Annotated in this window: 20 protein-coding genes; 14 read left to right on the top strand and 6 right to left on the bottom strand. The window is 64.1% G+C overall.

The annotated features are described in order from the left end of the window. The first annotated feature begins 357 nt into the window (after positions 1–357). The 12 genes from P0D71_RS30835 (at position 358) to P0D71_RS30780 (ending at position 12,617) form a co-directional block, all read left to right on the top strand. Positions 358–1,086, top strand: a complete 729-nt coding sequence (locus P0D71_RS30835; RefSeq protein WP_091795956.1) for a YebC/PmpR family DNA-binding transcriptional regulator — start codon at positions 358–360, stop codon at positions 1,084–1,086. Between the two features lie 238 nt (positions 1,087–1,324). Then, positions 1,325–2,623 (top strand): phosphoribosylamine--glycine ligase, encoded by a 1,299-nt coding sequence (purD, locus tag P0D71_RS30830; RefSeq protein ID WP_408183421.1) that lies wholly within the window; start codon positions 1,325–1,327, stop codon positions 2,621–2,623. Positions 2,624–2,906: 283 nt separating this feature from the next. Further along, positions 2,907–3,830, top strand: coding sequence for an oxygen-dependent coproporphyrinogen oxidase (hemF, locus tag P0D71_RS30825; protein WP_408483398.1), 924 nt, complete (start codon positions 2,907–2,909; stop codon positions 3,828–3,830). 49 nt (positions 3,831–3,879) lie between these two features. Then, the gene (locus tag P0D71_RS30820; protein ID WP_408483414.1) at positions 3,880–4,596 is read left to right on the top strand and encodes a nicotinate-nucleotide adenylyltransferase; all 717 of its coding nucleotides are present in this window, start codon (positions 3,880–3,882) and stop codon (positions 4,594–4,596) included. 4 nt (positions 4,597–4,600) lie between these two features. Then, complete coding sequence (rsfS, locus tag P0D71_RS30815) at positions 4,601–5,059, top strand: ribosome silencing factor (RefSeq protein ID WP_091795967.1); 459 nt, start codon at positions 4,601–4,603, stop codon at positions 5,057–5,059. A gap of 46 nt (positions 5,060–5,105) precedes the next feature. Next, positions 5,106–5,576 carry a 23S rRNA (pseudouridine(1915)-N(3))-methyltransferase RlmH gene (rlmH, locus tag P0D71_RS30810; RefSeq protein ID WP_091795971.1) on the top strand — a complete coding sequence of 157 codons (471 nt, stop codon included), beginning with the start codon at positions 5,106–5,108 and terminating at the stop codon, positions 5,574–5,576. A 75-nt stretch (positions 5,577–5,651) separates the two neighbouring features. Then, a complete protein-coding gene (locus P0D71_RS30805; RefSeq protein WP_408297093.1) occupies positions 5,652–6,281 on the top strand; it encodes a Maf family protein in 630 nt (209 codons plus the stop codon). A gap of 9 nt (positions 6,282–6,290) precedes the next feature. Beyond that, on the top strand, positions 6,291–7,760 hold the full coding sequence (rng, locus tag P0D71_RS30800) for a ribonuclease G (protein WP_111930459.1): 1,470 nt from the start codon (positions 6,291–6,293) through the stop codon (positions 7,758–7,760). Between the two features lie 342 nt (positions 7,761–8,102). Beyond that, entirely contained in the window at positions 8,103–8,528 is a 426-nt protein-coding gene (locus P0D71_RS30795; protein ID WP_091796013.1) for a ribbon-helix-helix domain-containing protein, read from the top strand. A gap of 90 nt (positions 8,529–8,618) precedes the next feature. Then, on the top strand, positions 8,619–9,719 hold the full coding sequence (locus P0D71_RS30790; RefSeq protein ID WP_408483397.1) for an extracellular catalytic domain type 1 short-chain-length polyhydroxyalkanoate depolymerase: 1,101 nt from the start codon (positions 8,619–8,621) through the stop codon (positions 9,717–9,719). A gap of 74 nt (positions 9,720–9,793) precedes the next feature. Continuing rightward, positions 9,794–12,169 carry an ATP-binding protein gene (locus P0D71_RS30785; protein WP_408483396.1) on the top strand — a complete coding sequence of 792 codons (2,376 nt, stop codon included), beginning with the start codon at positions 9,794–9,796 and terminating at the stop codon, positions 12,167–12,169. 10 nt (positions 12,170–12,179) lie between these two features. Further along, positions 12,180–12,617, top strand: coding sequence for a response regulator (locus P0D71_RS30780; RefSeq protein WP_091800684.1), 438 nt, complete (start codon positions 12,180–12,182; stop codon positions 12,615–12,617). 93 nt (positions 12,618–12,710) lie between these two features. Here the strand turns inward: P0D71_RS30780 and P0D71_RS30775 are convergent, their stop codons facing one another. The 3 genes from P0D71_RS30775 to P0D71_RS30765 form a co-directional block, all read right to left on the bottom strand. After that, positions 12,711–14,369 (bottom strand): sensor histidine kinase, encoded by a 1,659-nt coding sequence (locus P0D71_RS30775; protein ID WP_408483395.1) that lies wholly within the window; start codon positions 14,367–14,369, stop codon positions 12,711–12,713. Positions 14,370–14,389: 20 nt separating this feature from the next. After that, complete coding sequence (locus P0D71_RS30770; RefSeq protein ID WP_408483394.1) at positions 14,390–15,073, bottom strand: biliverdin-producing heme oxygenase; 684 nt, start codon at positions 15,071–15,073, stop codon at positions 14,390–14,392. A gap of 145 nt (positions 15,074–15,218) precedes the next feature. After that, positions 15,219–16,028, bottom strand: a complete 810-nt coding sequence (locus tag P0D71_RS30765; protein WP_408483393.1) for a mechanosensitive ion channel family protein — start codon at positions 16,026–16,028, stop codon at positions 15,219–15,221. Between the two features lie 186 nt (positions 16,029–16,214). On the opposite strand from P0D71_RS30765, the gene P0D71_RS30760 reads away from it, so the two are divergent. Next, complete coding sequence (locus P0D71_RS30760; protein ID WP_408297101.1) at positions 16,215–16,430, top strand: hypervirulence associated TUDOR domain-containing protein; 216 nt, start codon at positions 16,215–16,217, stop codon at positions 16,428–16,430. 125 nt (positions 16,431–16,555) lie between these two features. Here P0D71_RS30760 and P0D71_RS30755 read toward each other — a convergent pair whose 3' ends face one another. The 3 genes from P0D71_RS30755 to P0D71_RS30745 form a co-directional block, all read right to left on the bottom strand. Continuing rightward, positions 16,556–18,265, bottom strand: a complete 1,710-nt coding sequence (locus P0D71_RS30755; RefSeq protein WP_091796029.1) for a putative bifunctional diguanylate cyclase/phosphodiesterase — start codon at positions 18,263–18,265, stop codon at positions 16,556–16,558. A gap of 534 nt (positions 18,266–18,799) precedes the next feature. Continuing rightward, positions 18,800–19,309 (bottom strand): free L-methionine (R)-S-oxide reductase MsrC, encoded by a 510-nt coding sequence (gene msrC, locus P0D71_RS30750; RefSeq protein ID WP_091796032.1) that lies wholly within the window; start codon positions 19,307–19,309, stop codon positions 18,800–18,802. 176 nt (positions 19,310–19,485) lie between these two features. Beyond that, positions 19,486–19,908: a TOBE domain-containing protein gene (locus P0D71_RS30745; protein ID WP_408483392.1), complete on the bottom strand. Its 423-nt coding sequence runs from the start codon at positions 19,906–19,908 to the stop codon at positions 19,486–19,488. Between the two features lie 260 nt (positions 19,909–20,168). On the opposite strand from P0D71_RS30745, the gene P0D71_RS30740 reads away from it, so the two are divergent. Continuing rightward, positions 20,169–21,842, top strand: a complete 1,674-nt coding sequence (locus P0D71_RS30740) for an SH3 domain-containing protein (protein WP_408483391.1) — start codon at positions 20,169–20,171, stop codon at positions 21,840–21,842. The last annotated feature ends 56 nt before the right edge of the window (positions 21,843–21,898 follow it).

Raw genomic sequence — 21,898 nt, 5'->3', positions numbered from 1 at the left:
CTGCCGCACCCTTGCGGCGTGATAAAATTCGAATCCGCTCAAAGAGCCGCTCAACTTGCACCACCGCCTGGCGCACCGCGCCTTTCGCGGGGCCCGGCAGGCCGGCGCGGCATTTGTCGCGTGGGGTCTGGCCAGATCGCCCTGTCCCAACCGCGCTGCCGACCTGCGGTCCCGCTAGCCGGGTCCGGCCGGGCGTGGCGAGGCGCGAGACGGGTAGCCACGAATGGTTGACCCGGACAGTTAAGCACCGGGCGGATTGACATCGCGGCGCACAAACGCAGAAGGCGTCAGCGCCCGACATCGCAACGACAATTGCACACTGCGTGCGCCCCACTGGCGCGCGCGACGGAGAAAGGTATGGCGGGTCATTCGAAATGGGCCAACATCAAGCATAAGAAAGCAGCGGCCGACGCCAAGCGCGGCAAGGTCTGGACGCGGCTCATCAAGGAAATTCAGGTCGCGGCGCGCATGGGCGGCGGCGACATCGACTCGAACCCGCGTCTGCGGCTCGCCGTCGAAAAGGCGTACGACGCCAACATGCCCAAAGATAACGTCAACCGCGCGATCCAGCGTGGCGTGGGCGGCGTGGACGGCGCAAGCTACGAGGAAATCCGCTACGAAGGCTACGGCATTGGCGGCGCGGCGGTGATCGTGGACACCATGACTGACAACCGCACGCGTACCGTGGCGGAAGTGCGTCACGCGTTCTCGAAGAACGGCGGCAACATGGGCACGGACGGCTCGGTGTCGTTCATGTTCGATCACGTTGGCCAGTTCCTGTTCGCGCCCGGCACGCCGGAAGACAAGCTGATGGAAGCCGCGCTCGAAGCCGGCGCTGACGACGTCGTCACGAATGAAGACGGCAGTATCGAGGTGCTGTGCCCGCCGAACGATTTCCCGAAGGTGAAGTCCGCGCTCGAAGCCGCCGGCTTTAAGGCCGAACTGGCCGAGGTGACGATGAAACCTCAGACGGAAGTCGAGTTCACCGGCGAAGACGCCGTGAAAATGCAGAAGCTGCTCGACGCGCTGGAGAATCTGGACGACGTGCAGGAAGTCTATACAAACGCCGCGATCGCCGACGAATGAGCGTGCCCCGGCGGCGCGCAGTGCAGCGGTTCCTGTCGAACCGCGCCACGCCGCCGGCCCTCGCGTCGTTGCTGAAGCGCCGAAGCGCGTGAGTGCGACTTACGCACCGCGCTTCCACCCGGCTTCGCACCGTGCCCTGCGCCGCTACTGGCTGCGGGCCCAATGCGAACCTCGTTGTCATTGCACGGCTGAGCATGTTGCGTCAGCCGTTTATGGTTTTTAAGTCTCGGGGATTCACATGAAGTTACTCGTCGTCGGTTCCGGCGGTCGCGAACATGCGCTCGCATGGAAGCTCGCGCAATCGCCGCGGGTCCAGCTCGTCTACGTGGCTCCTGGCAACGGCGGCACCGCCCAGGACGAGCGTCTGCGCAACATCGACATCACGGATCCGGCCGCGCTTGCCGATTTCGTCGAGAAAGAACAGATCGCCTTCACGCTGGTCGGGCCGGAAGCGCCGCTCGCGGCCGGCATCGTCAATCTGTTCCGCTCGCGCGGTTTGAAGATTTTCGGGCCGACCAAAGAAGCCGCGCAGCTCGAAAGCTCGAAAGACTTCGCCAAGGCGTTCATGAAGCGCCACGCGATTCCGACCGCCGAATACGAAACCTTCGCCGACGTCGCCGCCGCGCATGCGTATCTGGACGCCAAGGGCGCGCCGATCGTCATCAAGGCCGACGGCCTCGCCGCAGGCAAGGGCGTGGTGGTCGCGCAAACGCTGGAAGAAGCGCACGCCGCAGTGGACATGATGCTGTCGGACAACAAGCTCGGCGACGCCGGCGCGCGTGTCGTGATCGAGGAATTCCTCGCCGGCGAGGAAGCGAGCTTCATCGTGATGGTGGACGGCAAGCACGTGCTGCCGCTCGCTTCGAGCCAGGATCACAAGCGTCTGCTCGACGGCGACCAGGGCCCGAACACGGGCGGCATGGGCGCCTACTCGCCCGCGCCGATCGTCACGCCGCAACTGCACGCCCGCGTGATGCGCGAAATCATCCTGCCGACGGTGCGCGGCATGGAGAAGGAAGGCATCCGCTATACCGGCTTCCTGTACGCCGGTCTGATGATCGACGCGCAAGGCAACCCGAAAACGCTCGAATTCAACTGCCGCATGGGCGACCCCGAAACGCAGCCGATCATGGCGCGTCTGAAGGGCGACTATTCGAAGGTGGTCGAGCAGGCAATCGCCGGCACGCTCGATACGGTCGAGCTGGAATGGGATCGCCGCACCGCGCTCGGCGTGGTGCTCGCCGCGTACAACTATCCGGATACGCCGCGCAAGGGTGACCGCATTAACGACATTCCGGCTGAAACCGCGGATTCGGTCACATTCCACGCCGGCACCACGTTGACGGACGGCAAGCTGACCACCTCGGGCGGCCGCGTGCTGTGCGTGGTCGGCCTGGCGGATTCGGTGCGCAGCGCGCAGTCGGTCGCGTACGAAACGATCAACCAGATCTCGTTCGACGGCATGCAGTACCGGCGCGACATCGGCTACCGTGCGTTGAACCGCAAGCACGACGCCAAGACCGAAGGCAAGCACTAAGCCGCACTGCGCCGCACCAGGCCATTACCCCGCTCGCCCGCGTGCGGCGCCAACAGCGCTACACTGCGGGTTTTCGCGGCGGGTTTTAGCAGCGACACCGGCGCCCACCGCACCATGCGGGCCGATCCAGGCTCATGCGGGTGAACGAAGCCGGGAGCATTTCGCCGGGCGCGAAAAAACGTCAGGCGCGCCTTCGCAGGTTCCGACCTGACGCGGGCCCGGCCAACGCCCTTCACGACGAACCCGCGGCACGACGAGCGTGCCGCCCTCAGCATCTGCATTCATGACCGAATCGAGCTACGACGCACAGGCCGTGCGCAGCTGGCTGCAAGGCCTGCAAACGCAGATCGCGGACACGCTCGGCGCGTTCGACGGCACGCCGTTCGCCACCGACACATGGCAGCGCGCCCCCGGCGAGAAGCTGCGCGGCGGCGGCTGCACACGGATTCTGGAAGGCGGCAACTTCTTCGAGCGCGCCGGCATTGGTTTCTCAGACGTCGCGGGCGACGCGTTGCCGGGTTCGGCGAGCGCTGCGCGGCCGCAACTGGCCGGCCGGGGTTTCGAAGCAATGGGCGTATCGCTCGTGCTGCACCCGCACAATCCGCACTGCCCGACCGTGCATATGAACGTGCGTCTGCTGGTCGCGACCAAGGCCGGCGAAGAACCGGTCTTCTGGTTCGGCGGCGGCATGGATCTGACGCCGTACTACGGCTACGAGGAAGACGCGCAGCATTTCCATCGCACCTGCCGCGACGCGCTGCAGCCTTACGGCGCGGACCTGTACCCGAGTTTCAAGCGCTGGTGCGACGAGTATTTCTTCCTCAAGCACCGCAACGAGCCGCGCGGCATCGGCGGGATTTTCTTCGACGATTTCTCGGCGCCGGGCTTCGATCAATCGTTCGCGATGCTCAAGAGTGTGGGCGACGGGTTCCTCAAAGCGTACCTGCCCATCATCGAAAAGCGCCGCAACATTCCGTACGGTCAAGCCGAGCGCGATTTCCAGGCATACCGGCGCGGGCGCTACGTCGAGTTCAATCTGGTCTTCGACCGTGGCACACTGTTCGGGCTGCAGAGCGGTGGACGCACGGAATCGATCCTGATGTCGATGCCGCCTGTGGTGAACTGGCGCTACAACTGGCAGCCCGAACCGGGCACGCCGGAAGCGCGTCTTTACAGCGATTTTCTCGTGCCGCGCGAGTGGGTGTGACGGGCAGCGCCCGCACCTTGCTCCAATCGTCACGACAAAGGATCTTCACCTGAAGCCGAACGCTCATCCTGTCGCCCTGCCTCGCCGGATCGGACTGCTCGGCGGCACTTTCGATCCGATCCACGACGGCCATCTCGCGCTCGCGCGGCGTTTCGCGCATGTGCTGCATCTGACCGAACTCGTGCTGTTGCCGGCCGGCCAGCCCTGGCAGAAATCGGACGTGTCGCCGGCCGTGCACCGCCTTGCCATGACGCGCGCGGCGGCGAGCGAACTGGTGCTGCCGGGCACGACCGTGCGGGTCGCGACCGACGAAATCGAGCACGACGGCCCGACTTACACGATCGACACGCTGCAACGCTGGCGTGATCGCGAAGGTGAGGACGCATCCATTGCGCTCCTGATCGGCGCGGATCAACTGGTGCATCTCGACACGTGGCGCGACTGGCGGCGCCTGTTCGAGTTCGCCCACATCTGCGCGGCCACCCGGCCCGGTTTCGACCTCACGTCGATTCCGCCGGCGGTCGCTCAAGAAATCGACGCGCGCCGTGCCCGCGCCGACGTTCTGCAAGCCACGCCCTGCGGCCACTTGCTGATCGATACGACGCTTGCGTTCAACGTTTCGGCCACCGACATTCGCGCGCATCTGCGCGAGCAGGTGAACCAGCGGCTTGCCCTCGCGGGCGGCGAACAGCAAGACCAGGCGGCGAGCCATGTCCCCACCGCGGTGTGGGACTATATTCTTCAACATCATCTGTACCACCGGTAAATCCATGGATATTCGCAAACTGCAACGCGTGATCGTCGACGCTCTCGAAGACGTCAAAGCGCAAGACATCAAGGTGTTCAACACCAGCCACCTGACCGCGCTGTTCGATCGCGTGATCGTCGCGAGCGGCACCTCGAACCGGCAAACCAAAGCGCTCGCTTCGAGCGTGCGCGAGAGCGTGAAGGAAAACGGCGGCGAGATCATCAGCACCGAAGGCGAGGACATCGGCGAATGGGTGCTGGTGGATTGCGGCGACGCAATCGTGCACATCCTGCAGCCGGCCCTGCGTCAGTACTACAACCTCGAAGAAATCTGGGGCGACAAGCCGGTGCGCATCAAGCTGTCCACGCCGGATCCGTTCGGCGGTGCGCGTTCGAGCGAGCCCGACGAAGACGAGGACGAAGAGGAAGCCGCGCCGGCCGTGAAGAAGCCCGCGCGCAAAGCGCCCGCACGCCGCAAGTGAGCGGGCTTCGGCCCACTCACCGTTATCGTTCGCGAATGCTTGCGCAATGAAACTGCATATCCTCGCCGTCGGCCACAAGATGCCGGACTGGATCGCCACCGGCTTCGACGAATACGCGAAGCGCATGCCGCCCGAGCTGCGCATCGAACTGCGCGAGATCAAACCCGAGCAACGTTCGTCGGGACGGCCGGCGGAAAGCGTGATGGCCGCCGAGCGGCTGAAGATCGAAGCCGCGTTGCCGAAGAACGCGCGCATTGTCGCGCTCGACGAGCGCGGTAAGGACTGGACCACCATGCAGCTTGCCGGCGCCCTGCCCGGCTGGCAGCAGGACGGCCGCGACGTGGCGTTCCTGATCGGCGGCGCCGACGGTCTCGACCCCGATCTCAAAGCGCGCGCCGACATGTTGCTGCGCGTCTCGAGCCTGACTTTGCCGCACGCGATGGTCCGCGTACTCCTCGCCGAGCAACTTTACCGCGCGTGGACCATCACGCAAAATCACCCCTATCATCGCGTGTGAATGGACGAGGCGGCGCAGGGATTGCGCGGCGCGCCCGTCGCATGTCCATGCAATCCGCTTCATCGAGACCTGTTCATGTCCACGTCCGCCGCATCGCTGCATCCGTTCGTCTACCTCGCTTCGCAAAGTCCACGCCGCCAGGAGTTGTTGCAACAGCTCGGCGTACGTTTCGAACTGCTGCTGCCGCGCCCCGATGAAGACGCCGAAGCGCTCGAAGCCGAGTTGCCCGGCGAGCGCGCGCGCGACTATGTGCAGCGGGTGTGCGTCGCCAAGGCGCATGCGGCACGCGCGCGCCTCGTGGCCGGCGCTCATGCCGCGCGGCCAATCCTGGTTGCGGACACAACCGTCACGATCGACGACGCGATTCTCGGCAAGCCCGTCGATGCCGACGACGCTGTCGCGATGCTCACGCGCCTTGCCGGCCGCGCTCACGAAGTGCTGACGGCCGTGGCCGTGGTCGACGCCGAGGGCACGCTGCTGCCGGCCGCGCTATCGGTGTCGAAGGTGCGTTTTGCTGCACTGCACGCAGATGCGATCCGCCGCTATGCGGCGAGCGGCGAGCCGCTCGGCAAAGCGGGCGCGTACGGTGTGCAGGGGCGCGCTGCGGAGTTTATCGAGCATATCGACGGGTCCTATTCAGGTATCATGGGTTTGCCGCTTTTTGAATCTGCTGCCCTCCTGCGTGCAGCGCGCATCGACTTCTAAAATAACACCATGAATGAAGAAATCCTGATCAATGTCACGCCGCAGGAAACGCGCGTCGCGCTGGTCCAGCAAGGCGCAGTCCAGGAACTTCACGTCGAACGAACGCTGTCGCGCGGCCGCGTCGGCAACGTCTATCTCGGCAAGGTCGTACGCGTTTTGCCGGGCATGCAGTCCGCTTTCATCGACATCGGTCTAGAACGCGCCGCGTTCCTTCACGTCGCCGACATCTGGCATCCGCGCATTGCCGGTGAACCGCAGCATCAGGCGCCGCATCAGCCGATCGAAAAAATCGTCTTCGAGGGCCAGACGCTGATGGTGCAGGTCGTGAAGGATCCGATCGGCACTAAAGGCGCGCGCCTGTCCACCCAGGTGAGCATTGCCGGTCGCACACTCGTGTATCTGCCGCAGGAACCGCATATCGGCATCTCGCAGAAGATCGAGAGCGAAGCCGAACGTGAAGCCGTGCGCGCGCGCCTGACCGCCGTGCTGCCCGCCGATGAAAAAGGCGGCTACATCGTGCGCACCATCGCCGAAGATGCGACTAGCGAAGAGCTGGCCGGCGACGTCGCTTATCTGCGCAAGACGTGGGCGACGATCATCTCGCAAGGACAGCGCATGCCGCCCACGAGCCTGCTGTATCAGGATCTGAATCTCGCGCAACGCGTGCTGCGCGATTTCGTCAACGACGAGACGTCGCGCATTCAGGTCGACTCGCGCGAAACGTATCAGATGCTGGCCGATTTCGCGGCCGAGTTCACGCCGGCGGTGTCGTCGAAACTGCACCACTACACCGGCGAGCGGCCGCTCTTCGATCTGTACAACATCGAGGCGGAGATTCAGCGCGCGTTGTCGCGCCGGGTGGATCTGAAGTCGGGTGGGTATCTCGTGATCGACCAGACCGAAGCGATGACGACCATCGACGTGAACACGGGCGGCTACGTCGGCGCGCGCAACTTCGACGATACGATCTTCAAGACGAACCTCGAAGCCGCGCACACCATTGCGCGGCAATTGCGTCTGCGCAATCTGGGCGGCGTGATCATCATCGACTTCATCGATATGGAAAACGTCGAGCATCGCGATCAGGTGCTGGGCGAATTGAAGAAGGCGTTGTCGCGCGATCGCACGCGCGTGACGGTGAATGGTTTTTCGCAGCTTGGTTTGGTGGAGATGACGCGCAAGCGTACGCGTGAATCGCTCGCGCATGTGCTGTGTGAGCCGTGTCCGGTTTGCCAGGGTAAAGGACAGGTCAAGACGCCGCGTACGGTGTGCTATGACGTGCTGCGCGAGATTCTGCGCGAGTCGCGGCAGTTCAATCCGCGCGAGTTTCGCGTGGTCGCGTCGCAGCAGGTGATTGATCTGTTTCTCGAGGAAGAGTCGCAGCATCTGGCGATGTTGATTGATTTTATTGGTAAGCCGGTGTCGCTGCAGGTGGAGTCGAATTTGAGTCAGGAGCAGTACGATATTGTTTTGATGTAAAAGTCTCCGCCAGACTCCGTCGTTTCGTTCAACACCCCTTAAAAACCGCATCACCCTACCGGTGCCAGTTCGAGCGCACCGGTAGCGCCCGCCGCGCGCCATTCAAACACGCGCACCACTGTCGGAATGGCCGATTCTGCACAGACAGCAGCAATCGGCCCCGAAACCACTCCCTCCCGCAATCTCGCTCGGCGCCGCAAAACGCGCCGCTCGCATCCGCTCGGTCATCGCTAGCCCCCGAACGAACCCCCTTTATTCTCATTGACCCCCTCCGGCCAAAAGGCGTATAACCATCCCATTGGATGTTAATTGGATGGCCTCAAGATGCCTCCCGGAGTGCAAATGACTAAACTCAGCCTCATCGACACCTCCCGCCCCAAAGGCGGCGAGACCGAAAAAATCACCATCAACCTGGGTCCGATCGACCTCGGCCAGATCGATCTTCTGGTTGAAGAAGGCTTTTACTCGAACCGCACCGATCTGATCCGCACGGCGATTCGCAACCAGCTCGCCATCCATGCGCAGGTGGTCTCGGAAACGGTGACGCGACGTGCCCTCGTGCTCGGGCTGCAACACTTCTCCCGGCAGGATCTCGAAGCGGCGCAAGCCGCGCACGAACAACTCGACATTCATGTGCTCGGCCTCGCCAGCATCGCAGCCGATGTGCCACCGGAACTCGCGGCGGCCACGATTGCATCGGTGGTGGTGCTCGGCGCCTTTCACGCATCGCCCGCGGTCAAGGCGGCGCTTGCCGGCCGCATCAGCTAGGCACGACACTCGACTCATGACCGTGACTGACGCAGTGACCTATCGGTCGCCTTGCTCATTCACGCCCCACACAGGTCAACGCAAACCATCATGAAGATGAACGAAGATTTCCTGAAATCAATGAAAGACGCCTTCGAGCTATTGCGCACGAAGGGCCCGCAGGAAGCCACCGCGGCGGTTCAGCGCGCGCTCTCGGGCAACAACGCGAATCAGACCCATGCGGACCACGCACAAGCCCCGTACACGCCGCCCAACGTGAACGAATGGACGCAAGCGTGGACGCAGGCGCAAACGCAAGCGAGCCCCGTTCCGCACGCCCCTGCCGCACCGGCATTCGACGCGGACACGCCAGGCACCTTCAGCACGCATACGTTCAGCAACGCGGCCGGACAACGCCAATACAAGCTGTACGTGCCGGCTGTGTACAGCGCTGAACCGTTGCCCCTGATCGTCATGCTGCACGGCTGCACGCAGAACGCCGACGACTTTGCCGCCGGCACGCGCATGAACGAAATGGCCGAGCGTCACGGCTTCATCGTCGTGTATCCCAATCAGACCCATGCGGCCAATCACTCGAAATGCTGGAACTGGTTCAAGCCCACCGATCAGCAGCGCGATCAGGGCGAGCCGTCGTTGATCGCCGGTATCACGCGCGAGGTGATGGGACGGTATCGCGTGGACCCGGCGCGCGTGTATGTGGCAGGTCTCTCGGCAGGCGGTGCGATGGCGGACATCATGCTGAAGACTTCGCCCGATCTCTATGCGGCGGCGGGCGTGCATTCGGGTCTCCCCTACGGCAGCGCGAAGGACTTGCCCTCGGCGCTCGGCGCGATGAAAGGCGGCAAGACGCAACGCAATCGGGCGCGCGGCGCACCGCAACGTCCGCTCATCGTGTTTCATGGCGATGCGGACGCGACGGTGCATCCGTCGAATGCGGCCGAGATCGTGGCCTCCTTCGACGCCGGCACCACCACCGTCAGCGCGCAATCCGGCGCGGCGAGCAGCCAGCGCACCTATACGCGACAACGGCATGTCGCGGCGAACGGCGTGGAAGCGGAGTACTGGTCGATTCACGGCGCGGGTCACGCATGGTCCGGAGGCAGTCAGCGCGGTTCGTACACGGACCCGTCGGGCCCCGATGCCGCCGATGAAATGCTGAAATTCTTTCTCGCCCATCCGCGCCGCGATTGAGTCACGCTGTTAGCAGCGAACCACGAACGCACGCCTGCTATGCGAAAATGCAGCGTACCGTTCGTGGAGCACGCATGGCAGACCTCACATCTTCCGCGTCTTCGACAGTCGAAGCCGACTGCGCGAGAGAACCCATCCACATTCCAGGCGGCATCCAGCCGCACGGCTTTCTGTTCAGCATCGCGGCCGACGGCACGCTGCTGCAAGTCAGCGCCAACGTCGCCGCGTTGACGGGCTCGCCCGCCGAGCAAGCGCCAGGCCAGCCGATTGCGCGGATCGTCGGCGACGAATGGGCAGCGCTCATCGTCGAGGCACTGGCCACGCATCAGGAAGACGGCATCCCGCTTTATATCGGCTCGATGAGCGATCCGCGCGCCAATGCCGCCGGCGCGCGCGCCACGCCGTTCGCGGTCATCGTGCATCGTCATGAGGGCATCGCGATCGTCGAACTGGAGCCCGCGCGCGGCACGCTCGACGTGTTCTCGTCGATGTACCCGCTGGTGCGCACGTTCATCAACCGTCTCGAGGAAGTGCAAACCGTCGAGGGCCTCGCGCAACTCGCCGCCGACGAAGTCCAGCGCATCACCGGTTACGGCCGCACGCTGGTCTACAACTTCGACAGCACGGGCAGCGGCCACGTGATCGCCGAGCACGCCGAACCGGGCTACGCCTCCTACGCGGACCAGCACTTTCCCGGCTCGGACATCCCCGCGCAAGCGCGTGCGCTCTATGTGCGCAACCGCATTCGCCTGATCGCCGACGCCGACTATCGGCCCTCGCCGCTGGTCCCGCCGCTGCATCCCTCGACAGGCAAACCGACCGATCTCACCTACGCGTCGCTGCGCAGTATCTCGCCGGTACACGTGCAATACATGAAGAACATGGGCACGCTGTCGTCCATGTCGATGTCGATCGTAGTGCGCGGCAAACTGTGGGGGCTGATTTCCTGCCATCACGACAGCGCGCGCGTGCCGCCCTTCGAGGTGCGCACCGCGTGCGAGCATATCGCGCAGATTCTGTCGCTGCAGATCGAAGCGAAAGAGGAACACGCGCAAGCCCAATACCGGCTCGAACTGCGTCGCACGCTCGCGCGCCTGCTGGCCGCGATGGCCAACACGGAAAGCTTCACGGACGCGCTCGCCAACGACCCGAAGGATCTGCTCGGGCTGACCGCATCGGACGGCGCCGCGATCGTCTTCGACGGGCGCGTGCTGCTGGTCGGCACCACGCCTTCCGAGCCGGAAGTCGCGAAGCTCGTCGAGTGGCTCGACACGCGAGTGGATGACACCTTCGACACCGACTCGCTTGCCACGGCCTGCCCCGTCCTGCCGGCCAATCCGCACTACGCGGGCCTGCTCGCCGTGTCGATTTCGAAGCTGTTTCGCAATTACGTGCTGTGGTTTCGCGAAGAAGTCGTTCAAACGATCAAATGGGCGGGCGATCCGCGCGCGAAGCTGGCGGGCTTGTCCGCCTCGCTCTCGCCGCGTCAGAGCTTCGACGTCTGGACCGATACCGTGCGTGGACGCTCACTTGCCTGGCGTCCTGCCGAACTCGAAATCGCCGTCGAATTCCGCACCGCGCTGCTCGGCATCGTGCTGCGTCGCGCGGAAGAACTCGCGCAACTGGCGCTCGAACTCGGGCGCGCCAACAAGGAACTCGAAGGCTTCTCGTACACTGTGTCGCACGATTTGCGCGCCCCGCTGCGGCACATCGTCGGGTTTGCCGATCTGCTGCGCGAAATGGAAAGCGAGCGTCTGTCGGAGCGTGGCAGTCATTTCGTCGAGCGAATCATTTCGTCAGCGCGCTTCGGCGGCAAACTGGTCGACGACCTGCTGGCTTTTTCGCAGATGGGACGCGCGGCGCTGCGTCCACAATCGGTCGATCTGCAAGTCATGGCCGACGCGCTGATCGCCGACGAAGTCAAAGATGCGCCCTCGCGCAACATTGCATGGCGCGTCGGCCCACTGGGTCACGTCAACGCGGACGCCGTGCTGATGCACGTGGTGCTTCGGAACCTGATCGAGAACGCGGTAAAATTCACGGCGACCCGCGAGCACGCGGAAATCGAAATTGGCCGCTATGCGGGTGAAGGCGAACTGGCCGGCCAGGACGTCTTTTTCGTCAAAGACAACGGCGTCGGTTTCGACATGCGCTACGTCGACAAACTGTTCGGCGTGTTCCAGCGGCTGCATCGCATTGAAGAATTCGACGGCACGGGCATCGGGCTTGCTGGCGTTAAACGCATAGTCGAGCGGCACGGCGGTAAAGCCTGGGCGACCGGCGAGATCGACAAAGGGGCGGCCGTGTATTTCTCGCTGCCTCATGTATTCATTGCCGACGCAAGCCAGGGCGAAGAGTCCGCGGCGGCGGCAGTGGCGCGGCTGACTGCATTGTCACCGGGCAAGCGCTTTCGCCCCGTGCCGAAGGAGTCGAAAGATGAACCGAAATGAAGGACAGAGCGTGCTAAGACCGATCCTGCTGGTTGAAGACAATCCGAACGACGTGGAACTCACGCTGATCGCGCTGGAGAAAACCCGCCTCGCGAATCCGGTCGTGTCGCTGCGCGACGGCGAGGAAGCGCTCCAATATTTGCGCCGCGAAGGGCAATGGGCGAATCGCTCGGAAGACAATCCCGCCGTGATTCTGCTCGACAAGAAGCTGCCGAAGATCGACGGTCACGAAGTCCTGAAGGCCGTGCGCAGCGATGAAAAACTCAAGCGTATTCCGGTGGTCATGCTGACTTCGTCGCGGGAAGAAAGCGACTTGTTGCGCAGCTACGATCTGGGCGTGAATGCCTACGTGGTAAAGCCGGTCGCGTTCGACGACTTCATGGCTGCCATCAACGACCTCGGCATGTTCTGGGCTGTGCTGAACGAACCGCCGCCTTATCCACGTTGACCGGCGCGCCGGGCGAATTCATCGAAACGCCGGCGCTTGCCGGCGTGGAAAGCCTAGGTAGCACGCCGAGCACACAGCGCGAAGCTGAGCCACCTAGCGGTATGCCGGCAACCTGACGCGGAACGTCGCGCCCTGCCCCAAGCCTGGGCTCTCAGCGGTGATCGTGCCGCCGTGCAGGTCCACCAGGTTCTTGACGAGCCACAATCCCAACCCGAGACCCGCCACGCGTCCCGACCCGTCGGCGCCGAATTGCTGAAAGCGGTCGAATATCCGCTCCAGCGACTCCCCATCCAGACCGAGTCCCGTATCGCGCACCGCGAGTTCGACGCGCTCGCCGTCCGCGCGCACCGAAAGTTCGATCGTGCCTTGCGCGCTGAACTTCACCGCATTCGACACGAGATTCCAGACCACCTGTTTCATCCGGCCTTCGTCGGCGAGCACCATGGCCGAGGTCAGATCGTCCGCGATCAGCCGCAGGCCCTTGGCTTCGGCATGCATGCGCATATCTTCGACGACAATCCCGGCCAGCGCGCCGAGATCGACGGGCTGCAAATTCACCGACAGTTTTCCCGTCACGATCGCGCCGCTATCGAGCAGATCGTCCACCATATGCGAGAGCTGCCGTGCGTTGCGGCTGATCACGCCGGTGGCGCGCGCGAGATGCGAAGGATCGGCGGCGCGCTGCAACAGGTCGGTCCATGACATGATGGCCGATAGCGGCGAACGTAGTTCGTGGCTGACCGTGGTGACGAAATGATCCATTGCCATGGCAAGGCGCTCACTGTGTTCGCGCGCGCGTTTCTCGGACGCGGCGATCTCGCGTTGCTCGAGCTCCGCCTCCTTGCGCGACGTGATGTCGAGCGTGAAGCCAATGACGGAGCTCAACGTGCCATCCGGCAGGAACCGTCCGACACCGCGCACCAGAATCCAGCGGACCGCGCCGCTCGCCCAGCCAATGCGGAAGTCGACTTCGAAATGGTCGTGAGCCGCCAGCGCCTGATTCATCGCGTCGCGCAACCGGCCACGGTCTTCAGGATGCACGACTTCGCCGAACAGGCGCTGTTCGGTGAGCAACGCGTTCGAATCCAGACCCAGGTTCGACTTGCATTGATCGGTGCATTCAATCGCCCCGGTCACCGGATCGAGTTCCCATGCGCCCAGTTGCGAAAACGCCATGGCAATCTGAAAGCGTTCCTGATGCTCGCGCAATTGCGCTTTGGCTTCATCGGCGAGGAGCTGCCGCAGTTGCGCCTGCGAGCGCAGCTTCGCGCGTTCGCGCTGATCGCGTTCGTAATCGGAGACCCGCTCGGTCACTTCGCTCACGCGCAGCGCGATCGTGCCGCCTTGCCCGTGACGCGCACCCAGCAGGCTCGCCTTGATTTTCCAGTAGCGCGGCACCCGTAGCTCGCCTGCTGCCTCACCATTGGGCTTGGCGTCACGGTGCTCGGGCATCTCGTAGCGAAACAGCGGCGACCATTTCGAGCCGCCCGGCGACAGATCGCGCAGTGCGCCGATCAGCCATGCGCGCCGTGCTTCCCGCTGTTCGGCCGGTCCGAACTGATTGACGTCGAGAATCGATTTACCTTGCAGATCGCTCAACGACTGCCCCGTCAGGTCGAGATAGCGCGCGTTGGCGAGCAGGATTTCGTACCGATGGTTGAGAATCAGATAGGCATCGGGCAGCGCCTCGAATGCGACCGCTGCGTCGAACTGGTGAGACGGCGAGGAAGAATCCTGGTGGCGGCTATCCATAGGCGTGTTCCGGTCGCGCTTCAATCGGCGCTCACGCAGGCAGCCGTGGCACGGTGCCTAGCGAGCTCGATCAAACGGTCGAACGCATCGGCCGCGCCGCGGCACGCTTCGTCAATCAGGGTGGGTGTGTCGACTTCAGCAGCGATCGCCCGGTGGAAAGCCTGCCAGCGCGCGCCGAGCGACTCGCGCCCCGCGTTCAGATAGCCGAGAGGATGCGGAGCGAGGCGCGCTTGCAGACGCGCGTACAACACTGCGCCGCCTAGCTGGGACCCTTCGATCACATAGCAGACGCCCCAGCAGTAAGCCGCGCTGGCGTCGCCGCGCCAGCTGCTCGTGGTGTTCGATGACAGCGCGCCGACCCGGTCTTGCGGTTCGACCGATTCGTGCGAGAGATCAGCGTCGATCAGCGCAAGGCGATTCATGCGTGCCGGCGACGCCGGCGATTGCGGACCGTCGCTGAAAGTGTCGAGCCAGGCTTCGAGCGGCGCCAGCCAGTCACGCAGAATCGCCAGATGCGCGAGGTAGTCGCGCAACGCCACACTGTCCACCGACAGCGGCATGATCTCGTGCAACAGTTCATGACGTTGCGCGGTCGCGGCGCGCAGCGCGCCCAGCACTCCGACCGCGCCGTCTGCGCCGTCCTCGCCGCTCGGTGAGCGGCTGGCGGATTCAGGTGTGTCGATCAAACGGGTCCGGTTCAACATGAATGAGCAGGGTCTGATTATAGAGGCGGCTGTCTGGTGGTGCGAGACGCGTTTTGCACGGGGTGCCTCGCGCGTTGAGGTGCGTTCCAGCCGCGAGGCAATCGTTGAGCGAGCACCAGGTGGCACGATCCAGGCGCGCCGCAAACTAGGCCGCAACCGGGCAACCGGCCTGCTCGAGCGCGGCCTGCGCGTGGTCGTGCAGGTCGTCGCTGGTGAGCGACGCATCCGGCGTGCGAACCCATGCCGCGATGCGCAGCGTCGCGCCGCCATTGTCGGGATAGTCGGCCACCGTGACGATCGGCGCGAGCGTGGCGCCGCTCAGCACACGCGGTTCGTCCGCGACCAGTTTCTTCAATTCGCCGATCGCGGCGTCGACGTCTTTACGCTGCGCGAGCCCCACTTCGACCTCGATACGCTGCGTGCCGCCGCTGCTGTAGTTGATCACCGGATTGCTCCAGATCTGGCTGTTCGGCACGAACACCGCGTTGCCGTCGCCGCGCTCGATGCGCGTGGTGAAAAGCCCCACTTCGCGAACGATACCCGCTGCCGCGCCGCTGCCTTCAATCACGTCGCCGACGCGAAACGGCCGCAACATCAACAGCATCATCCCCGCAGCGATATTTTGCAGCGTGCCTTGCAACGCGAGTCCGATCGCGAGGCCCGCCGCGCCGAGCACCGCGAGCACGCTGGCGGTCGCGATGCCGACCTCGCTCAGCGCCGCGATGAACACCAGCACGCGCACGGCCCAGGTGCTCATGGCTGCCAGCATCGGCGCGAGCGTCGGGTCGGCATGCGTACGCGCGAGCGCGCGCGCGAACATCGCGCCGACGCGATTCGACAGCCACCAGCCGACTACGAGGATCAGCACAGCCAGCACGATATGAAGGGCGTCGTGAGTCAGGGTGACGAGCAACGACGGCTGGAAGTGAAAGAGTCGGGTAAGGAGATCATTCATCTTGAGTCTTCGTTCCGTTGCGATAGAAATATCCTGACGCAGGAAGCAGGATATGTTCCTGCCCCTTCGTTTCGTGGGCGGAGGCACGCTGTTTGCTCTTTGTTGCGAACCAAAGCAGTGCAATCACGCAAAGCCCTGAAAGCAAGGGGATTTCAAGCCGCGTTAGCCCACGCACAGGAGCGCCTCATGTCTCAACATCTGAAGCCGGAAGATCGCGTAAGTTGGAATACGCCGCAAGGCGTCACGCATGGCAAGGTCGTGCGTGTCATTTCTTCCCATACGAGCGTGGACGGCAGAACCGTCAATGCGTCGAAGTCCGATCCGCATTACGAAGTGGAAAGTGAGAAAAGCGGCAAGCGGGCCGTTCATCGCGGCGACGCCTTGCATCGTATCGGGAAATGAATGAGACGCGTGCGCCAGGCGTCATTTAATACGGATGGCTAAGCACATTGATTGACCTGCGAACTATGACGCCGCGATCGGCAAAGCTTGCTGGCCCGTTAGCAACCCGCCGTCAAGCGCGCGCCTCAGTGTGTGCCCAACGGCCTCAGCAGATTGCGCAGCGCGCCCACGGTAATCGGACGCGAGAACCAGAAGCCTTGCGCTTCATCGCAACCGAGCGCTTCCAGTTGCGCCGCCTGCTCCGCCGTTTCGACGCCCTCGGCCGTCACGCGCAGTTTGAGCGCATGCGCCATGGCGATAATCGCGCCGACCAGCGCCTCGCACTGTGGATCGGTGCTCATGCGCATCACAAAAGAGCGGTCGATTTTCAGGCGATTCAGCGGAAAACGCGTCAGATACGCGAGGCTCGAATAGCCGGTGCCGAAGTCGTCCACCGCCACTTCCACGCCCAGATCGCGCAACGCAAAGAGCGTCTGCAAAGCTTGCTCGGTGTCGCCGAGCAGGACACCTTCGGTGATTTCCACCTCGAGGTATGACGGGTCGAGCGCGGCCTCTTCCAGCGCCTCGCGGATCGTCTCGAACAGGTTTTGCCGCTGAAACTGCTGCGGCGACACATTGACCGCGAAGCGCGGCAACGTGCCGGTCAGCCGGAGCAATTTGCCGGCGTCGCGGCATGCGGTCCGGATCACCCATTCGCCGATCTGCTCGATCAAACCCGCCTCCTCCGCGACCGGCACGAATTCGACGGGGCTGATCAGGCCGCGCTGCGGATGGTTCCAGCGCAGCAGGGTTTCGACTTGCGCGATGCGGCCGTTGGCGAGCGTCACCTGCGGTTGATACACCAGATGCAGCTGCTGCCGCTCGATCGCTTCGCGAAGCATGGTCTCCAGTTCGAAGCGGCGCGCGGCCTGGCCTTCCAGTGCAGTGGAAAAACGCCGCACCGCATTGCCGGTCACGGCCGAGGCCGCCGACAACGCCACGCCCGCGCGACGCATCAGCGTAGGCGCATCGCCGCCGTCGGCCGGATAAGCCACGATGCCGATGCTCGCGGTGATGTTCAACGTCGTGCCGGCGTAATCGATCGCTTCGGCGATACGGCCTAATGCTTCAGCGGCGAAGGCGTCGGCGGCCGCACCGGTTTCGTTGACCAGCAAAGCGAACTGCGTTCCGCCGATCGAGGCGATCGTGCCGTCGTTTGGAAAGAGACCACGCAACCGTTCACCGACAATCTGCAGCACGAGCTCGGCCGCATGCAATCCAAGCGCATCGCGCAGTTTGCGCAGATGGTCGAGCTCGGCGATCAGCACGGTAAAACCGCTGCCGTTACGCTGGCAACGCGCGATCGTCAATTCCAGCCGTTCGGTAAACAGCGTTTGATTCGGCAGACGGGTCACGCCGTCGTGATGTGCGACGTACCAGAGGCGCGCTTCGGACTGCGCGTAACGCGTCATGTCGAAGGCCATGCCCACGTAGCGCGCCGGACGCGCGGCAATTCCGCCAGCATGCGCCGAACCCTGGACGAGCGGCGCCAACGCGAGCACCACGCGAATCGGCGTGCCATTGCGGCGCAGGAAACTCCATTCGCCTTCATAGCGCGAGGTCACCATGGCGAGCGGCGGCAGTTCGGTGTGGCGCCTCGCGAATTCGGCCGGATCGAACAACGACTCGAAGGTACGCACGCCGACCAGGTGCTCTGCCGCAAACCCCGTTAGCTTTTCGAAAGCAGCATTGACGGACTCGAACGTGCCGTCCGCGGCGCAGATGAACATACCGCAAGGCGCCGAGGCGAGCGCGGCGTCGCGCGTGCGCGATTCGGCGAAGAGGTGGTCGTGCATCGCGCCAGCCTTTTGATATTCCTGAGTAGTGGATGTGATCGAACGTGTTCTTGACGCGCGCGCAAACTGTAAGGCCTTGAAAATCGGGTCCAATGTACTGGAGGATCGTGCGTATGATAACGGCTTTCGCACCCCCGCCGACCTCGCAGGCCTCGCATTCGTCGCGCCAATCGTTTCCCTTGGTGTAATCCCCGATTCGTTGCTGTATCGGTGGCGATCTCAATCTGTAACGCGCGCTCGCCTTCGGGCATGACGGCGACGGAGGGAGTCGCCGGCGTCTTGATCGTGATGGGCAGATGTCGCATGCGCGCCAGTTGACGGTTCGAGCGGAACACCACGAGCGGTGTGTCGAGCAGCGTCTCGCTGATGGTTGGTCGGCGATCTCGGTGGCGAACGCCACCGGATGCCGATAGCGGCTGAGACTGTCGCAGTCGCGGCTATCGAAAGTGCAATTGCGGGGTAATGCGGGGAACGCTGAAGCTACTCTACGGATGAAAAAAGATGGGGTGCTTCGGCACCACCGCCGCTTTATCCTCAGGAAGCCGACGCGGCGCGCGGCAACGCTGCCTCGATGAACACCGCGCACAGCGCTTCCATGCCCTTCGCGTCTTCTTCGTCGAAGCGCGCGACGACCGGGCTGTCGACATCCCACACGCCGATCAGCGTGCCGTCCGGCGCGACGAGCGGCACGACGATTTCCGATTGCGAGGCCGAATCGCACGCGATATGCCCGGGAAACTCATGCACGTCGCGCACGACCTGCGTCTGACGGGTTTGCGCCGCCGTGCCGCATACGCCTTTGCCGAGCGCGATGCGCACGCACGCGGGCTTGCCCTGAAACGGCCCGACGACCAGTTCGTGACCGTCGTGGAAATAGAAGCCGGCCCAGTTCAGATCACTGAGGGAATGAAACACGAAGGCGGAAAAATTCGCGGCGTTGGCGATCCAGTCGGTTTCGCCGGCGAGCAGCGAGCGCGCCTGGCCGACCAGTTCTTCGTAGTGCGCGGCTTTGGGCAGATGCGAGGCGGAGGAGACTTCGAACATGACGGCGTCCGTGATGAAAGCGGAAAGAGGAATAGCGAGTCGTGAAGTTTAAAGCAAGCTGCCGTTTCGTTCACGACGCGCGCTGGGCACACGGCCTCGCTCTTCCGGCTCCATCTGCCCGCCGGCTGTCGTTCAACGCGCAAGCGGACGAAAATGAATCCGGTGGCGATCGACCGTTACTCGACGCCGATAATCACGCTCGATGCCTTGAAAATCGCCGTCGCCGCTTTGCCGTTCGCGAGACCGAGACGATCGACGCTCTCGTTGGTGATAATCGCGGCGATCTGCGCGCCGCCGGCGCTAATCGACACTTCCGAGTTCACCGCGCCCTTCGTGACCGCCGACACCGTACCGGCGATGCAGTTGCGCGCCGACACCTGGTTCTTCGTCACGTCGACCATCACGATCACCGACGAAGCCTTGACCAGCGCGAACGCTTTCTTGCCGACCGCGAGGCCGAGCGAGGTCGCGCTGCCATGCGTGATGATCGAGACGATCTCGAGACCCTCCTGAGTGCGCAGCGTGACTTCGTCGTTCACGGCGCCATGGGTGAGTCCGGTGACTTCGCCGGCGAAATGGTTACGTGCGCTGGTTTGCATGGTGTTCTCCTGGTCATGCCGCCTCTCGAGCATGTTTCGAGGCGATGCGTTTGGTTAGGCAGAGAGTGTAGTGGAACGCTCGCCGGTTGCGGCAGCCCGCGCGTAAAGCACACTATCGCGCAGCCGCTATTGACGATACGAATCCCAATGAAACCACATACGCGTTGCATACGCGCCGCCATCATGCGGCGCGGGCACGACATGCGCCACGACGCGCCGACACCGTATCATCGTGTCCTCTACCCACTCCGCTGAATCTCATGCCCGTTGTCGTTCTATCCCGTCTTGCCGCCGCATGGCCGAACGCCTGCCGCGCTGCCGCGCTGGGCGCGGCTCTGGTGGCGGCCACCGCCTGCAGCAACCCGTCGCCGACGCGCGACGCGCACGCGCCGGTCGACACCGTCTCGCTGTTCCCGATCGCCGGCTACGACCAGAACGTCGATCACTGGCTCGAACCGGACAGCCCAGGCTACGACCAGCCGTTCCTGAGCCCCGCGGATCAGCAGGCCCATTTCCAGGTGCTTTACGCGCGCTACTTCGGCACCGGCACCGCGGCGTCCTCGCCGTGGAATGCCAGCTTCGTGACGATGCGCGTCTATCGCCAGCAAGGTGCGGATATTGCCGCATTGCAGCAGCGGCGCATTGACAAGTTCGACAACACCGGCAAGCCTGGCGGGAACATCGGCTACGGAGAAAACTTCCGGCCGCACGACAAGGCGTGGATCGACGCAATCGCGCAAAACATGAACGTCGGGCAGTTCACTCAGACGCCCGTCTACCGGCCCGAGCGCCGCGCGATCGCCACCGGTAACCTGATGGTGCGCGAACTGCCGACCACCGACCCCTCGTTCTACGACCACCGTCTGGCCGGCGAAGGCTATCCGTTCGACAACCTGCAGATTTCCGCCGCACGGCCGGGAACGCCGCTGTACGTGCTCGGGGGCAGCGTCGACGGTGCGTGGCTCTATGTGCAGACGCCCGACGTGCAGGGCTGGGTGCGCAGCGACGCCGTCGGCATGACCGACGATCGCTTCGTCGACACATGGCGCGCCGCGACCGGCAAATCGCTCGGGGCGGTGATCGTCGCGTCGGCGCCTGTACGCGACAGCCGCGGTGTGTTCCGCTTCGACGCGCCGGCCGGCACGCTGCTGCCGCTCGTGCCAGCCGATGCGGCACGGCCGGCGTCGGGCAAACGCGTCGCAAGCGGCACGGACAACGCGAGCCGGAAAAGCGACCCTAGCGACCCGCGCAACACGGGCGAAGCAAGCGACAAGACCGGCACGAGCAAGACCCCGGTGACGCGCCGGGTGCTCGTCCCGGCCCGCAACGCGGACGGCGAGGCGCTGATCCGCACCGCCACCCTGAGCGACGCGCAAATCGCGCCGACACCGCTCGCCGCCACGCCGCGCCATCTGGCGACGCTGATGAAAACGCTGATCGGACGGCCTTACGGATGGGGCAATAGCGGCCTCTACAACGACTGCTCGTCGGAACTGCAAAGCATCTTCGCGGCGTTCGGCGTCTGGCTGCCGCGCCATTCGTCCACGCAGATGAGCGCCGGGCGCATGATCGACCTGTCGTCGTCCACGCCCGCCCAGCGGCTCGACTATCTGGCGCAGCACGGCGAGCCGTTGCGCACGCTGATCTACATCGGCGGCCATGTGATGCTGTATATCGGCAACACCACGCGCAACGGCAGCGCGGTGCCGGTCGTCTATCAGGACGTGTGGGGCCTGCGGCCCGCCGACAATAGCCGGCGCGCGGTGATCGGCGGCTCGGTGATCTTGCCGCTCTTCGAACACATCCCCGAAGACGCCACGCTGCAATCGCTGGCCGCCACGCCGACCTTCCAGATCAGCATCCTCGGCGCGCCGAATGGCGGCGTTCCGGCGCCGTCCACCGCGCCGCCGGACGAGGACAACTCCGCCGGTTGAAACGGCCGACCGGGCGTTCATAGCGCGCCCGGCGCAAAAAATATTTTTTCCGGAGT

This window comes from Paraburkholderia sp. RL17-383-BIF-A, assembly GCF_046028015.1.
Taxonomy (GTDB): domain Bacteria; phylum Pseudomonadota; class Gammaproteobacteria; order Burkholderiales; family Burkholderiaceae; genus Paraburkholderia.
The sequence above is the reverse complement of the archived record's forward strand: the minus strand, read 5'-3'. Positions and strand labels throughout refer to the sequence as shown.

Excerpts from the sequence above, each read along its gene's own strand:
- P0D71_RS30745 (WP_408483392.1), bottom strand. The coding sequence starts at position 19,908 with ATGCAAACCAGCGCACGTAACCATTTCGCCGGCGAAGTCACCGGACTC.
- rsfS (WP_091795967.1), top strand. The coding sequence starts at position 4,601 with ATGGATATTCGCAAACTGCAACGCGTGATCGTCGACGCTCTCGAAGAC.
- P0D71_RS30795 (WP_091796013.1), top strand. The coding sequence starts at position 8,103 with ATGACTAAACTCAGCCTCATCGACACCTCCCGCCCCAAAGGCGGCGAG.
- P0D71_RS30785 (WP_408483396.1), top strand. The coding sequence starts at position 9,794 with ATGGCAGACCTCACATCTTCCGCGTCTTCGACAGTCGAAGCCGACTGC.
- P0D71_RS30760 (WP_408297101.1), top strand. The coding sequence starts at position 16,215 with ATGTCTCAACATCTGAAGCCGGAAGATCGCGTAAGTTGGAATACGCCG.
- P0D71_RS30790 (WP_408483397.1), top strand. The coding sequence starts at position 8,619 with ATGAAGATGAACGAAGATTTCCTGAAATCAATGAAAGACGCCTTCGAG.
- P0D71_RS30765 (WP_408483393.1), bottom strand. The coding sequence starts at position 16,028 with ATGAATGATCTCCTTACCCGACTCTTTCACTTCCAGCCGTCGTTGCTC.
- P0D71_RS30805 (WP_408297093.1), top strand. The coding sequence starts at position 5,652 with ATGTCCACGTCCGCCGCATCGCTGCATCCGTTCGTCTACCTCGCTTCG.
- P0D71_RS30835 (WP_091795956.1), top strand. The coding sequence starts at position 358 with ATGGCGGGTCATTCGAAATGGGCCAACATCAAGCATAAGAAAGCAGCG.
- P0D71_RS30755 (WP_091796029.1), bottom strand. The coding sequence starts at position 18,265 with ATGCACGACCACCTCTTCGCCGAATCGCGCACGCGCGACGCCGCGCTC.
- rlmH (WP_091795971.1), top strand. The coding sequence starts at position 5,106 with ATGAAACTGCATATCCTCGCCGTCGGCCACAAGATGCCGGACTGGATC.
- P0D71_RS30740 (WP_408483391.1), top strand. The coding sequence starts at position 20,169 with ATGCCCGTTGTCGTTCTATCCCGTCTTGCCGCCGCATGGCCGAACGCC.
- P0D71_RS30775 (WP_408483395.1), bottom strand. The coding sequence starts at position 14,369 with ATGGATAGCCGCCACCAGGATTCTTCCTCGCCGTCTCACCAGTTCGAC.
- rng (WP_111930459.1), top strand. The coding sequence starts at position 6,291 with ATGAATGAAGAAATCCTGATCAATGTCACGCCGCAGGAAACGCGCGTC.
- hemF (WP_408483398.1), top strand. The coding sequence starts at position 2,907 with ATGACCGAATCGAGCTACGACGCACAGGCCGTGCGCAGCTGGCTGCAA.
- P0D71_RS30770 (WP_408483394.1), bottom strand. The coding sequence starts at position 15,073 with ATGTTGAACCGGACCCGTTTGATCGACACACCTGAATCCGCCAGCCGC.
- msrC (WP_091796032.1), bottom strand. The coding sequence starts at position 19,309 with ATGTTCGAAGTCTCCTCCGCCTCGCATCTGCCCAAAGCCGCGCACTAC.
- purD (WP_408183421.1), top strand. The coding sequence starts at position 1,325 with ATGAAGTTACTCGTCGTCGGTTCCGGCGGTCGCGAACATGCGCTCGCA.